This is a genomic window from Neomegalonema sp. (assembly GCF_028688855.1).
Classification (GTDB): domain Bacteria; phylum Pseudomonadota; class Alphaproteobacteria; order Rhodobacterales; family Rhodobacteraceae; genus Neomegalonema.
The window spans coordinates 42,958-56,334 of sequence record NZ_JAQTXI010000012.1; the positions used below are offsets into that span (position 1 = coordinate 42,958).

Sequence of the window (13,377 nt, forward strand, 5' to 3'; positions counted from 1 at the left end):
AGGCTCAGCGCGCCTCGGCGAGACGGGTCGGCTGGTCGCCGCCGTCGAGCGCGGCCAGGTTCTCCGCGACCCAGGCGTCGTATTCCTCCTGGGGAACCACCTTCACCATGATGGGCATGAAGCTGTGGTCCTTGCCGCAGAGCTCGGAGCACTGGCCGTAGAAGGTGCCCACGACGTCAGGACGGAACCAGGTCTCGTTGAGGCGTCCCGGCACGGCGTCCATCTTCACGCCGAAGCTGGGCACGGTCCAGGCGTGGATCACGGTGCTGGCGGTCAGCTGCAGACGCACCACCTTGCCCACCGGCACCACCAGCGGATCGCTGGTCGCGAGCAGCCAGGGCAGGTCCTCGGCCTCGGCCTCGTCCTTCTCCAGCATGATCGAGGTGAAGTTGATCTCCTGATCGTCGGCCAGGGGATAGGTGTATTCCCAGTTCCACTGATGCCCGACGCCCTTGATGGTGATGTCGGCGGGAGGAATCTCCTCCTGGAAGTAGAGGAGGCGGATCGAGGGTCCGGCGATGACCGCCAGGATGATCACCGGAACGATGGTCCAGACCACTTCCACGAGCGTGTTGTGGGTGAAGCGGCGGGGCTCCGGATTGTTCTTCGCGCTGAAGCGGAAGCAGGTGTAGCCCAGCAGCGCCACCACGAAGAGCGTGATGATGGTGATGATGACGAGAAGGACGCTGTGCACGCCATGCGTGCGGTCGGCGACTTCGGTGGTCGCCGCCTGAAAGCCCGTCTGCCAGTTCACGGCGTGGCCGAGGGCGTCCTGAGCGGCGGCGGCGCCTGCGGCGAGCGTCAGCCCGGCGGCGATGATCATGGCTGCGGGTTTCGCAGAGCTGCGCATGGGCTTGTCCCTCTCCCTTGCTCCCCTTCGCCGCGCCCTCGACGGGGCCTTGCGAGCCCGGCCGGATCGGCGGACGCGACCTGTCCTTGAAGCGCCACAAAGCACAGGTGAAGCCGGGGCGCAAGTCGGCCCTTGGCCTCATCGGGCGGCGGAAGGCCGCAGAGGCCGCCCGGGGTCGTCCCGCCGTCTGCGGGCGCCTCTTGCGCCGGAGCCCCCGAGGGCGCATCTAGGACGCGATCAGGACGCGATCCGTCGGGGGCGAAGACGCCTTTCGCGCGGATCCTGCGCGAATCTCGCCAGGCCGGAGGCCGGGGCGGCTCCCGAGATCCTCCGGAGATTCCGGAGGAGGCGCGGGCGTCCCGGCGGCCGCAAGGAGCCCAGATGACCCGGACAGCCCCCGCCGACGCTTCCGCCTTCTCCACCGGGGCCGCCTTCGCGCCCTTCGGGACGCAGCTTGATTCGGAGGCGGCGCGGCGCATCCTGAGCGAGGCGCTCAGGGGCGCCGACGACGGCGAGCTCTATCTCGAACGGCGCCGCATGGAGCATCTCGCCTTCGACGACGGACGCCTCGCCGAGGCTCAGGCCGATACGGCCCAGGGCTTCGGCCTGCGCGTCGTGGCGGACGAGGCCGTCGGCTACGCCCATTCGCCCGAACTCGACGAGGCGGCGCTCCGGCGCGCGGCGGCGGCGGCCTCCGAGGCGGCGACGGCGGGGCGTCCGGCGAATCTGGCCCTCTCGCCGGAGCGCGTCGAGCGCCCCTCGCTCTACGAGGCGCGCAATCCTCTGGAGGGCGGTTCGCTCGGGGCGAAGGCGGCGCTCCTGCGCGAGATCGACGCCCATGTGCGCGCCCGCGATCCGCGCGTGAAGCAGGTGAGCGCCTCCATCGGGGGCGGGCTCAAGGAGATCGAGATCCTCCACGCCGACGGAAGGCGCGTTTCGGATTCCCGGCCTGTGGTGGTGCTGCGCGTCAGCGTCATCGTCGAGAGCAACGCCCGGCGCGAAAGCGGCTACGCGCTGCTCGGGGGGCGCCACGGCTTCGAGAAGCTCGTGAGCCCCGAGGGCTGGCGCCATGTCGCCGACGAGGCTTTGCGCCGCGCGCTGCTCAATCTGGAGGCGGAGGAGGCTCCGGCGGGTCAGATGGAGGTGGCGCTCGCGGCGGGCGGCCCCGGCGTGCTGCTGCACGAGGCGGTCGGGCACGGGCTGGAGGGCGACTTCAACCGCAAGGGGACTTCGGCCTTCTCGCGGCTGATGGGCGAGCAGGTGGCGGCCAGGGGCGTCACGGTGGTGGACGACGGGACCATCCCCGAGGCGCGCGGCTCGCTCAACGTGGACGACGAAGGCGAGCCCACCGCGCGCAACGTCCTGATCGAGGACGGGCGGCTCGTGGGCTACATGCAGGATCGGCAGAACGCGCGGCTGATGGGCCTGAAGCCCACGGGCAACGGGCGGCGCCAGTCCTATGCGCACATGCCCATGCCGCGCATGACCAACACCTTCGCCCTGGCCGGTCCGCATGATCCGCAGGAGATCGTCAGGGCGGTGAAGGACGGGATCTACGCCGTGGAGTTCTCCGGCGGACAGGTGGACATCACCTCGGGGAAATTCGTCTTCAACTGCGTCGAGGCCTATCGGGTGAAGAACGGCGAGATCCTGCATCCGGTGAAGGGCGCGACCATCATCGGCGACGGCCCGACCGCCCTGAAGCACATCCGCATGATCGGCAACGACGTCAGGCTGGACGACGGCGGCGGCACCTGCGGCAAGAACGGCCAGGGCGTGCCGGTGACCTGCGGTCAGCCGAGCCTGCTCATCGACGGGCTGGTGGTCGGCGGACGCGGCGAGCGCTAGGCCTCTCTCCAGGCCTCCCAGAGCCGGAGCAGGGGCTCCGGATCGCCCGCCCGGCCCGAGGCCTCGCCCAGAAGCCGCAGATTCCTCCGGGCCAGCTCCCCCGAGGCTGCGGTCTGGGCGGCGGCGGGGGCGGGCGGGGCCTCCAGCCAGGCGATCAGACGCATCTCCATGGCCAGCTCCAGCGCCTTGACCTCGCGGCGGGCGGCTTCGGCCTCTGCGGCGGGAGCCTGGCGGAAGGGCTGCTTCATCGCGCGCCGGAGCGCCCTGAGGGGCTGCGTCGCGCGGGCCGTCCATTCCCCCGCGAGATCCGCCGCCTTCCGGGCCTCCTCCGGCGCCAGAGCCTCGCCGCGCCCGGCCCGCCAGAGCCCGTAAAGCATGAGGATCACGTCCTGTCCGGCCTCGTCCTGAAGCGCGATCAGGGCGGCCTCCACGCCGGGAGCGGCGTAAAATGCGAGGGCGAATCTCCTGAATCCGGAACCGCCGGAGGCTGTCGTCATGGTTTCCTCTGGGTTTGGGGGCGCTTTTGCGCTAGGGTGGAGGCGGGCGGCGTATCTCCGAACATAGGCATGAGATGGAAGATTCCGGCGTAGAATCGGCTTTGCGCGCGCGGCTGGAGGCCTTGCAGGCCGAACACCGCGCTCTGGACGAGGAAATCGCGCAGCGGGCGGAGGTTCCGGGCGACGAACTCGCCCTGCGGCGGCTGAAGAAGCGCAAGCTCATGCTCAAGGACGAGATCGCCCGGCTCAACGACTCGCTCTATCCCGACATCATCGCCTGATTCCGGTCTTGCTTCCTGGCGGCGGGCCTTCATGATGGGCCGCTTCTGAAACGCAGGAGCAGGGGGCGCGCCTTGAGCAAGGCGGAGGGGAACGAGGTCCGGCCGGTGGTCGGAGTGGTCATGGGCAGCCGCTCGGACTGGCCGACCATGAAGGCCGCGGCCGAAATGCTGGAGCGCTTCGGCGTGGCTCATGAGGCGAAGGTGGTCTCGGCGCATCGCACGCCCGACCGGCTCTTCGCCTACGCCGAGACCGCCGCGAGCCGGGGGCTCAAGGTGATCGTGGCGGGCGCGGGAGGCGCGGCCCATCTGCCGGGCATGCTCGCCTCGAAGACCGCCCTGCCGGTTCTGGGCGTGCCGGTGCGCAGCGCGGCGCTCAGCGGCTGGGACAGCCTGCTCTCCATCGTGCAGATGCCGAAGGGCGTGCCCGTGGGGACGCTGGCCATCGGCGAGGCGGGCGCCGCCAACGCCGGACTTCTGGCCGTGCAGATCCTCGCCGCCTTCGACCCCGCCCTCGCCGGACGTCTGGCGTCCTGGCGGGCCGAACAGACGGCTTCGGTGGCCGAAACCGTGGAAGATCCGGAGGTCTCGACATGAAGGTTCTGGCGCCTCCGGGCGGAACGGTGGGCATTCTCGGCGGCGGACAGCTCGGCCGCATGCTGGCCATGGCGGCGGCGCGCCTCGGGATCAAGGCGCATGTCTACGCGCCCGAGGCCGGTTCTCCCGCCTTCGACGTCGCTTCGGCGGTCACCTGCGCGCCCTATGACGACCGGGCGGCTCTGGCGGCCTTCGCGGCCTCGGTTTCGGCGGCGACGACCGAATTCGAGAACGTGCCCGCCCAGACCCTCGCCCTGCTCGGCGAGAGCGTGCCGGTGCGTCCGGGAGCGCGGGCGGTGGCCATCGCGCAGGACCGGATGCTCGAGAAGGACTTCGTCAACCGCGTCGGAGTCCCGACCGCGCCTTACCGCAAGGTCGATTCCCTGGAGGATCTGAGGAAGGCCCTCGCGGAGCTGGGGGCGCCCGCCATCCTCAAGACCCGCCGCTTCGGCTATGACGGCAAGGGTCAGGTCCGGATCCGGGCTCCCGAGGAGGCCGCCGCGGCCTTCGCCGAGATGAAGGGGGCTCAGGCGATTCTGGAGGGCTTCGTCCCCTTCTCCCGCGAGGTCAGCCTCGTGGCCGCGCGCGGCGCCGACGGCGAGATCCGCGCCTACGACCTGACCGAAAACCGCCATGAGGCGGGGATCCTGCGCGAAAGTCGGGTTCCGGCGCGGGGCGGGGCGGAGCTCTCCGCGGTGGCCGCGGACATGGCGCGGCGCATCCTGGAGGGTCTGGACTACGTCGGGGTGATGGGGATCGAGTTCTTCGCCCTCGGCGACGGGCGGCTTCTGGTCAACGAGATCGCGCCGCGCGTCCACAACACCGGCCACTGGACCATCGAGGCCTGCGCCGTCAGCCAGTTCGAGCAGCAGATCCGGGCGGTGGCGGGCTGGCCTCTGGGCGACCCCTCGCGCCACGCCGACGCGACGATGACCAACCTCATCGGCCAGGAGGCCGAGGCCTGGGAGGAATATGCGCGGCAGCCCAACACGGCGGTTCATCTCTACGGCAAGGCCGAAGCCCGGCCGGGCCGCAAGATGGGCCACGTCACCCGCGTGACGCGGATCTGAAACGAAAACCGCGCGCGGCTTGCGGGCCTCGCGCGGCTTCATGTTCTCCGGGGGTCGGGCGCTTATTTCGGCGGCACGCGGAGCGTCTGGCCCGGATAGATCTTGTCCGGATGGCTCAGCATGGGGCGGTTGGCCTCGAAGATCCGCTGATATTTCGAGCCGTCGCCATAGGCCCTGGCCGCGATCTTCCAGAGCGTGTCGCCCTTCTCCACCATCACATAGGTCGAATCCGCCACGGGGGCGGCGGGCGCCGAAGTCGTCACGGCGGCGGTCGTCGCGGCGGCGACGGTCGTGGTGCGGGCGGCGGCGACCTGAGTCTGGGGCTGCGCGGGCGCGGCGGCCGGAGCCGGAGCGGCGGTCGTCGCGGGACGGGCGGCGGGCTGAGCCGGGGCTTGGGCGGCGGGCTGAGCCGGGGCGGGCGCCGCCTGCGGCTGGACCTGATGCACGACCTGGACGTTCTCGTCGATCCGGGCCACGCCGGCGATGTTGCCCGCCGCGACGATGGCCTTTTCGCGCGTCTCCTGGGAGGCGCTGCCGGAGATCTTCACCGTGTCGCCTTCGACCGTGAAGGTCAGATCCTTCGCTTCGGGCAGATGGGCGACGACCGCAGCCTTGATCTCCTCGGCGGTGGGAGTGGCGGCCTCCTCCCTGGAGTCGATCGTGGCGGGGGCGGCCTTGGCCTTGCCCGGAGCGAGCGACTGGCCCGCGCGCTTGAAGAAATCGAACAGACCCATCGAGGCGTCTCCCTGAGCTTCAGCCCTGCGCCGGATCCGGCGGGGCGCTCCACAGATGGACGCGCGGGGGCCTCGCGTCAAGATTTCGTGAGGCCGAAGCCGCGCCGCGCCGGAGGCGGAATCTCCGGAGAGCCCGGATCTTCAAGGGCCTGGCCCCGCCGAAGGGGAGGCGCTTTCCTCTCCTGCGCGCCTCGGGAGGGGCGCGCCGCTTCTGCAATCCATGATTGATGGGATGTATGGGGATCTGTTTTCAGGGAATCGTCAAGGGGAGGAATATTCGCAAGACGGGAGGTTTCATGATGCGCAATCCTCTCACCCCCTGCAAGGCCTGCCGGGAGCAGGTCGCCGAGACGGCCCGGTCCTGCCCGCATTGCGGCGCGCCCGGCCCCGGACAGGAATGGCCCTGGAGCTTCGGCGAGACGCTGATCGGGTCGTTCTTCGCGCTGTCTCTGGCCTATGTGGTCTTCTGGGCCCTGTTCTCGGCGCTGCGGCGGAGTCTCGGGATCCCCTAGAGCGCGGTCTCGAACTGCAGCCGCGCGAGGCGCGCGTAAAGCCCGCCCTGAGCCACGAGTCCGGCGTGGGTGCCCTCCGCGACGATGCGGCCATGCTCCATGACCACGATGCGGTCGGCGCGCTGGACCGTCGCCAGACGATGCGCGATCACCAGCGTGGTGCGGTTCGCCGAGAGCCGCGCCACCGCCTCCTGAACGGCGCGTTCGCTTTCGGCGTCGAGGGCGCTGGTCGCCTCGTCGAGCAGCAGGATGGGCGCGTCGCGCAGGATCGCCCGCGCGATGGCCAGGCGCTGCTTCTGTCCGCCCGAGAGCAGGATCCCCCGCTCGCCGACCAGGGTGTCGTAGCCCTCCGGCAGGCGCATGATGAAGTCATGGGCGGCGGCGGCTCGGGCGGCCTCCTCGATGCGGGCGCGCGAGGCCTCGGCGACGCCCGCGCCGAAGGCGATGTTCTCGGCCACGCTGGCCGCGAAGACGGCGGGCTCCTGAGGCACCAGCGCGATGCGCTTGCGGAAGGCGCGCGGATCGGCCTGCCGGAGGTCCACGCCGTCGATCAGCACGCGGCCCTTCTGCGGATCGTAGAAGCGTTCGAGCAGCTGGAACACCGTGGTCTTGCCCGCCCCCGAGGGCCCCACCAGAGCCACCGTCTCGCCCGGACGCACCGTCAGGTCGAGATCCTCCAGCGCCGAGGCGTCGGGCCGCAGCGGATAGCGGAAGCCCACATGCTCGAAGCGGATCTCTCCGCGCGGAGGCTCGGGCAGGGCGAGGGGCGGGACGGGGACCGGAATGGGGTCTTCGGCCTCCAGCAGCTCGACGAGGCGTTCGGTGGCGCCCGCCGCCTGCTGCATCTGGCCCCAGACCTCCGAGAGCGCCCCGACCGCTCCGGCCACGAGCACCGCGTAGAGGATGAACTGTCCGAGGGTGCCCGGCGTCATCTCGCCGTCGATCACGGCGCGGGCGCCGCGCCACATCACCAGCACCACCGCCGAGAAGACCAGAAAGATCACGATGGCCGTCAGCAGGGAGCGCACCCGGATGCGCTCGCGGGCGGCGTCCCATGCGGATTCCACCGCCGCGCCGAAGCGCTCCCGGACGGCCTCCTCGGCGGTGAAGGCCTGGACGTCGCGCAGGGCCCCGAGGGACTCGCCCGCCACGCCCGAGGCCAGCGCGATCCGGTCCTGAGCCAGCCGCGCCAGCCTGCGCAGCCTGCGCCCGAGCAGCACGATGGGCGCCACCACCAGAGGCACGATCAGCAGCACCATGCCCGTCAGGCCGGGGCTGGTGTAGAAGAGCAGCGCCAGCCCCGCCACGAGCATCAGGAGGTTGCGCAGCGCCACCGAAGCCGCCGAGCCCACCACCGATTGAATCACCGTGGTGTCGGTGGTCAGGCGCGAGAGGGTTTCGCCGGTGCGCATGCGCTCGAAATAGGCGGGCCCGAGCCCCACCACATGGTCATAGACCGCGCGGCGGATGTCCGCGACCACCCGCTCGCCCAGCCGCGTGACGAAATAGAACCGCGCCGCCGTCGCCAGGGCCAGACCTCCCGCCACCGCCAGGAAGGCGAGGAAATACTGATCGATGAAGCGCGCCTTCTCCGGATCGAACCCGAGGTCGATCACCCGGCGCAGCGCCATGGGCATGGTCATGGTGAAGCCCGCCGCCAGAGCCAGCGACAGCACCGCCGCCGCCGCCAGTCCGCGATAGGGCCTCAGAAAGGGCCAGAGCGCCCGCAAGGGCCGCAGGCTTCTGGACTTCGCCCGGCCTCCGGCGAGTGTCTCCGTCGATTCCATTCCGCCTTCGCGCGCCATGCCTGGTCCGTTCCGCCTGCTTTGTCCACCCGGTCTTCGGGCGGCGAGTTAGGCCCGCCTTGAGGATAGGGTCAAGGGGAGAGGCGCCGCAGCGGGATCCGCCCGTCCTGCGTCCTTCCTCCGATCGCGGGGCCCTCCGCCGCCCGAATCGGCGCCGGATCCGGGCCGCAGAGGGGCCGCAGAGGGGCGGAACCCTCGCCGGAGGCGCGGAAATCCTGCCCTGGCGGCATCTTGCGCCGCTTCGGGGCGAGGCGTTACTCTGGACGTCCAAAGAGAAAAAGCCGAAGTCTTGGGAGGAAGTCAGGATGGACGGGACGACCACGCGCTATGCGTCGATGGCCGACAAGCTCGCGATGGATCGCGTGCCGCTCTCGGAACGCTGGAGCGCCCGCAACACCTACGAATTGATGAGCGCCACCGCGGCGAAGCATCCGGACCGCCCGGCGGTCACCTTCCAGCTCACCAGCGAGCCCGACGCGAAGCTGATCTCCTCCACCTGGCGCGAGTTCAAGGGCGAGGTCACCCGGGCGGCCAACCTCTTCCGCTCTCTGGGGGTGGGGCCGAAGGACGTGGTGGCCACGCTGCTGCCCAACTGCATGGAGATGGCCGTCACGCTGATGGCGGGCCAGACGGCGGGAATCGTCCATCCGATCAATCCCCTGCTGGAGCCCGCCCAGATCGCGGCCCTGCTGCGCGAGTCGGGGGCGAAGGTTCTGGTGAGCCTCGCGCCCTTCCCGCGCGCCGACCTCGCCGACAAGGCCGCGGCGGCTCTGGCTCTGGCGCCGGGCGTCAAGACCCTCGTGGAGGTGGATTTCAAGCGCGGGCTCAAGCCGCCGAAAAGCTGGCTCGTTCCGCTGATCCGCCCGAAGCGCCCCGGCGGCCACGCCGCGAAGATCATGGACTTCGCCGCCGGCCTGGCCGGCCAGCCCGCCGACCGCCTCACCTTCGAGCTGACCGCCGGTCCCGAAGACATCGGCGCCTATTTCCACACCGGCGGCACCACCGGCGCGCCCAAGACCGCCATGCATCGCCAGATCGGCATGATCTGGAACGGCTGGGCGGCGAGCGAACTGCTCTTCGACCATGAATCGACGCTGCTCTGTCCCTTGCCGCTGTTCCATGTGCTGGCGGCCTATCCGATCCTCATGGCCTGCATGGCGGGGGGGGCGCATTTCGTCATGCCGACGCCCCAGGGCTATCGCGGCGCGGGGGTGATGGACGGGATCTGGAAGCTCGTCGAGCGCCACAAGGCGACCTTCATCGTGGTGGTGCCGACGGCGGTCTCGGCGATGATGCAGCGCCCGATCGACGCCGACGTCTCGACGCTGAAGCTGGCGCTCTGCGGCTCGGCGCCCATGCCGACCGAGCTGTTCCGCAAGTTCGAGGAGGCGGTGGGCGTCCGGATCATCGAGGGCTACGGCCAGACGGAGACCACCTGCCTGATCTCGTGCAATCCGCCGGAGGGCGAGCGCAAGATCGGTTCGGTGGGGATTCCCTTCCCCTACACCGACATCCGGATCCTGCATCTGGACGGCTCCGGAGCGGTGACGAAGGACTGCGCGACCGACGAGATCGGCGAGATCTGCGTGAAGGGCCCGCAGGTGATCCCCGGCTACAAGGAGGCCGACCGCAACAGGAACCTCTTCGCCGACCGGGACTGGATCCGCACGGGCGACCTCGGGCGGATCGATTCCGACGGCTATCTGTGGATCACGGGACGGGCGAAGGATCTGATCATCCGGGGCGGGCACAACATCGACCCGGGGATGATCGAGGAGGCGGCGGCGCATCATCCTGCGGTGGCCTTCGCGGGAGCCATCGGCCAGCCCGACGCCAAGACCGGAGAGCTTCCGGCGCTCTACGTCGAGCTGAACGCGGGGGCTTCGGCGACGCCCGAGGAGATCAAGGCCTTCGTGGGCGAGCGCATCCCCGAGCGGGCCGCCGCGCCGAGCTATGTCGAGATCCTGCCGGAGTTGCCGAAGACGGCGGTGGGCAAGATCTTCAAGCCCGATCTGCGGCGTTCGGCGATCACGCGGGTTTACGGCGCGGCTCTGGAGGCGGCGGGGGTGAAGGCGGTCCTGCGCGTGGAGGAGGACCCGAAGAAGGGCCTCGTGGCGGTGGTGACGCCGGAGGATCGCGCCGACGAAGGCAGGATCCGCGAGGCGCTGGGGCCCTTCATCACAGCCTGGCGTCTGGGATGAGGGCGGATGATCCTCTTTTGACCCTTCGATGAATCATGGGGGCGCCTCCGGATTGCGGGGCGCCTTGATTCCTCTCGCCGAGGGCGCAAATCTTGACGACTTGCGCGCATGGAGGGGATGTGATGATGGGGGCTCGGTTCCGGCTGGTTTGCGGCGTGGTCTGTCTGGCGCTGGGAGGCGCGCCGGAGACATGGGGGCAGGAGGCCCCCAAGCCGCCTCCGCATGATCCTGGCGGGAGCCGGAGCCATGCCATGGAGAGGTTTGGCAATGATCGCCTGCAATGGTCGCCCTCCATCGTTCCAAGAGGGTTGGCTCGTCCTTCTGAAGGCGACGGGCGTCTGTGGGTAGGGAGAGGGATAGCACATTGGGGATCGGATCATGTGCGCTTCCCACCAGGCGTGCGCCCTGTGGAAGGCGCCGCAGGCCGCAGGGGCGTCATCCTGTTGCGCGAAATCTGCGAAGATGGAAGCAGTCGACGCTGCGTCAGGATTCTGGCGGCTTCTGCGGAAAACGTCGACATCGCGACGCTCCTTCAGCCCGACATGGGGCGGCCATGCAGCGGGCAGGAGCTTTTCAGCGATCTCCGCTGCGTTTCCCCTTCCACCCCGCCTTCAGGCGAAGCCATGGCGGGAGTGCTGGCGCCCTACGAGCTTGGAAGCCAGCCCTATTTCGTGAAAGAAGGCATGGCGTGCAGGGTTGCAGATATGCTCAGACTTCCTGAATGCCAGCAGCGCTTCTCAGGTGAAGAGGTGCGATATATCTCTGGCATGATTGAAGATCCGGCTCGCTTCTATCTGCGCGCAGGGTATGCGGTTGCGCCTGTGGCGGCCTTCACGTCTGATGAGCGCCCGCCCATACTCGCGCCTTCTCCCGCGCCCGCCCCAACGCCTGCGCCCGCTCCGCCAAGGCCGGACTTGCTTCTCCCGCCGTCGATGGCCGCGCCAGTCGAACCCAAGGGGCCCGACTTCATCATCCGGCCTTCCGGCGAGCCGAAGAGAGAGCCGGATTCGTCCATCCTGGAGTTTCCTCGGGAGCCGGAGACCATCCACCGGTGATCAGGGCGGCCCTTTCCGCCGGAGGACCCTCCGGCGGAGAGACATGTTTTCGGGAAGTTTCTTGCGACTTTAGGCGAATGAAGGTTTGAATCTTGCGCGAAGATCTTCGCAAGCGATTGACGACCTTCGCAGCCTCGCCTATCGTCTTCGCAAATGCAACATGACCGGACCTCGCCATGACGACCGCCGCCGCGACCGCTCCCGACGCCAGAGAGGCCTCCGCCGCCCTTTCGCGCGCCGACCTCTCCCAGCTTTCCGCCGAGGCGCTCGTCGCCGCCGAGACTCTGCTCGAGGCCGCCCGCGCGGGTCTGCGCGCCCGCGTCGGCGTGGATTCCCGAGGCCGCCTTTCAGGCGCGGCGCTCGAGGACGAACAACACGCCGCTCATGGCTTCGCCTGGCTGGCGGTCTATGTCGAATCCTTGCGCCGCATGACCGGCTGGCGCGAGCGCCTCGCCGCCGAAGCCCGGGGCGGAGAACTCGAAGAGCTGATCTTTCAGGCCGCGCTCGGCCAGATCTGCGCCGAGATCTCCGGCGGCATTCCCATGTCTCAGGGCGAGACCGCGCGTCTCGCCGATTTCGGGATCTCCGACGAGGCCGAAGCCGCCTTCGCCTCTGCGCCCGCGGTGCGCCGCCTCGCCCGCGAGGGCGACGTGGACGCCGTGCGTCGGCGCATCATGGATCTGGTCTTCGCGGCTCAGGGCGCGGCCACCTTCGGGGATTGCGGCCTCGACTCCGAATTCGACATGATCCGCGACCAGTTCCGCCGCTTCGCCGAGGAACGCGTGATTCCGCACGCCCATGGCTGGCATCTGCGCGACGAACTGATTCCCATCGAGATCGTCAACGAGGCCGCCGAGCTCGGCGTCTTCGGCCTGACCATCCCCGAGGAGTTCGGCGGCTCGGGCCTCGGCAAGACGGCGATGTGCGTCGTCTCGGAGGAGCTCAGCCGGGGCTATATCGGCGTGGGCTCGCTGGGCACGCGCTCCGAGATCGCGGCGGAGCTGATCCTCGGCGGCGGCACGCCCGAGCAAAAAGCCGAATGGCTGCCCAAGCTCGCTTCCGGCGAGATCCTGCCGACCGCCGTCTTCACCGAGCCCAACACCGGATCGGATCTCGGCTCGCTCTCGACGCGCGCCGTGAAGCAGGGCGACGAATATGTGGTCTCGGGCGCCAAGACCTGGATCACCCACGCCGCCCGAGCCGATCTCATGACCCTGCTCGTGCGCACCGATCCTTCGACGAAGGATTATCGCGGGCTCTCGATGCTGCTCGCGCCGAAGATCCGCGGGACCGAAGAAGAGGCCTTCCCGACCCCCGGCATGACCGGCGGCGAAATCGAAGTGCTCGGCTATCGCGGCATGAAGGAATACGAGATCGGCTTCGACGGCTTCCGCGTTCCGGCGGCCAACCTGCTCGGGGGCGAGGAGGGGCAGGGCTTCAAGCAGCTCATGCAGACCTTCGAATCGGCGCGCATCCAGACCGCCGCCCGCGCCGTGGGCGTGGCGCAATCGGCGCTGGAGATCGGCATGCGCTACGCTCAGGAGCGCAAGCAGTTCGGCAAACCCCTGGCGGCCTTCCCGCGCGTCTATGGGAAGCTGGCGCGGATGGTGGTCGAGATCATGATCGCCCGCCAGCTCAGCTATTACGCCGCTCAGGAGAAGGACGCCGACCGCCGCTGCGATCTCGAAGCGGGGATGGCGAAGCTCTTCGGGGCGCGGGTGGCCTGGGCCGCCGCCGACAACGGCTTGCAGATCCACGGCGGCAACGGCTTCGCGCTGGAATATCCGATCAGCCGGGTGCTCTGCGACGCGCGCATCCTCAACATCTTCGAGGGCGCCGCCGAGATTCAGGCCGGAGTCATCGCCCGCCGCCTGCTGGAGAGCGGCCCGAACTGACCCGCGAATTCAGGGGGAGCCGCCAGCGGCTCCCC

Annotated in this window: 11 protein-coding genes and 2 pseudogenes; 8 read left to right on the plus strand and 5 right to left on the minus strand. The window is 69.6% G+C overall.

Going from position 1 to position 13,377, the window contains the following annotated elements:
* Positions 1 to 4: 4 nt before the first annotated feature.
* Entirely contained in the window at positions 5 to 850 is an 846-nt protein-coding gene (gene coxB / locus PHN62_RS10525) for a cytochrome c oxidase subunit II (protein WP_300150117.1), read from the minus strand.
* A gap of 381 nt (positions 851 to 1,231) precedes the next feature.
* On the opposite strand from coxB, the gene PHN62_RS10530 reads away from it, so the two are divergent.
* Complete coding sequence (locus tag PHN62_RS10530) at positions 1,232 to 2,698, plus strand: metallopeptidase TldD-related protein (RefSeq protein WP_300150120.1); 1,467 nt, start codon at positions 1,232 to 1,234, stop codon at positions 2,696 to 2,698.
* On the opposite strand, the gene PHN62_RS10535 is transcribed toward PHN62_RS10530, so the two are convergent.
* The gene (locus tag PHN62_RS10535; RefSeq protein WP_300150123.1) at positions 2,695 to 3,195 is read right to left on the minus strand and encodes a TIGR02444 family protein; all 501 of its coding nucleotides are present in this window, start codon (positions 3,193 to 3,195) and stop codon (positions 2,695 to 2,697) included. The two genes, PHN62_RS10530 and PHN62_RS10535, sit on opposite strands and share 4 nt — an antisense overlap.
* A gap of 74 nt (positions 3,196 to 3,269) precedes the next feature.
* On the opposite strand from PHN62_RS10535, the gene PHN62_RS10540 reads away from it, so the two are divergent.
* The 3 genes from PHN62_RS10540 (at position 3,270) to PHN62_RS10550 (ending at position 5,140) form a co-directional block, all read left to right on the plus strand.
* A complete protein-coding gene (locus PHN62_RS10540; protein WP_300150127.1) occupies positions 3,270 to 3,476 on the plus strand; it encodes a YdcH family protein in 207 nt (68 codons plus the stop codon).
* A 120-nt stretch (positions 3,477 to 3,596) separates the two neighbouring features.
* Positions 3,597 to 4,070 (plus strand): 5-(carboxyamino)imidazole ribonucleotide mutase, encoded by a 474-nt coding sequence (gene purE / locus PHN62_RS10545; RefSeq protein WP_300150324.1) that lies wholly within the window; start codon positions 3,597 to 3,599, stop codon positions 4,068 to 4,070.
* A complete protein-coding gene (locus PHN62_RS10550) occupies positions 4,067 to 5,140 on the plus strand; it encodes a 5-(carboxyamino)imidazole ribonucleotide synthase (protein ID WP_300150130.1) in 1,074 nt (357 codons plus the stop codon). Before purE ends, PHN62_RS10550 begins: the two co-directional genes overlap by 4 nt.
* A 62-nt stretch (positions 5,141 to 5,202) precedes the next feature.
* On the opposite strand, the pseudogene PHN62_RS10555 reads toward PHN62_RS10550, so the two are convergent.
* Both PHN62_RS10555 and PHN62_RS10560 read right to left on the minus strand, forming a co-directional pair.
* Positions 5,203 to 5,352: pseudogene (locus PHN62_RS10555) on the minus strand (LysM peptidoglycan-binding domain-containing protein); the annotation flags it as partial.
* A 243-nt stretch (positions 5,353 to 5,595) separates the two neighbouring features.
* A pseudogene (locus PHN62_RS10560) lies at positions 5,596 to 5,874 on the minus strand (BON domain-containing protein); the annotation flags it as partial.
* Positions 5,875 to 6,170: 296 nt separating this feature from the next.
* Here PHN62_RS10560 and PHN62_RS10565 point away from each other — a divergent pair.
* On the plus strand, positions 6,171 to 6,386 hold the full coding sequence (locus tag PHN62_RS10565) for a hypothetical protein (protein WP_300150133.1): 216 nt from the start codon (positions 6,171 to 6,173) through the stop codon (positions 6,384 to 6,386).
* On the opposite strand, the gene PHN62_RS10570 is transcribed toward PHN62_RS10565, so the two are convergent.
* On the minus strand, positions 6,383 to 8,173 hold the full coding sequence (locus PHN62_RS10570) for an ABC transporter transmembrane domain-containing protein (RefSeq protein ID WP_300150136.1): 1,791 nt from the start codon (positions 8,171 to 8,173) through the stop codon (positions 6,383 to 6,385). The two genes, PHN62_RS10565 and PHN62_RS10570, sit on opposite strands and share 4 nt — an antisense overlap.
* A gap of 323 nt (positions 8,174 to 8,496) precedes the next feature.
* Here PHN62_RS10570 and PHN62_RS10575 point away from each other — a divergent pair, with 323 nt between their 5' ends.
* From PHN62_RS10575 to PHN62_RS10585, 3 genes are all read left to right on the plus strand, one after another.
* Positions 8,497 to 10,392 (plus strand): acyl-CoA synthetase, encoded by a 1,896-nt coding sequence (locus PHN62_RS10575; protein ID WP_300150138.1) that lies wholly within the window; start codon positions 8,497 to 8,499, stop codon positions 10,390 to 10,392.
* A gap of 251 nt (positions 10,393 to 10,643) precedes the next feature.
* Positions 10,644 to 11,447, plus strand: coding sequence for a hypothetical protein (locus tag PHN62_RS10580; RefSeq protein WP_300150141.1), 804 nt, complete (start codon positions 10,644 to 10,646; stop codon positions 11,445 to 11,447).
* 176 nt (positions 11,448 to 11,623) lie between these two features.
* Positions 11,624 to 13,342 (plus strand): acyl-CoA dehydrogenase family protein, encoded by a 1,719-nt coding sequence (locus PHN62_RS10585; protein WP_300150144.1) that lies wholly within the window; start codon positions 11,624 to 11,626, stop codon positions 13,340 to 13,342.
* The last annotated feature ends 35 nt before the right edge of the window (positions 13,343 to 13,377 follow it).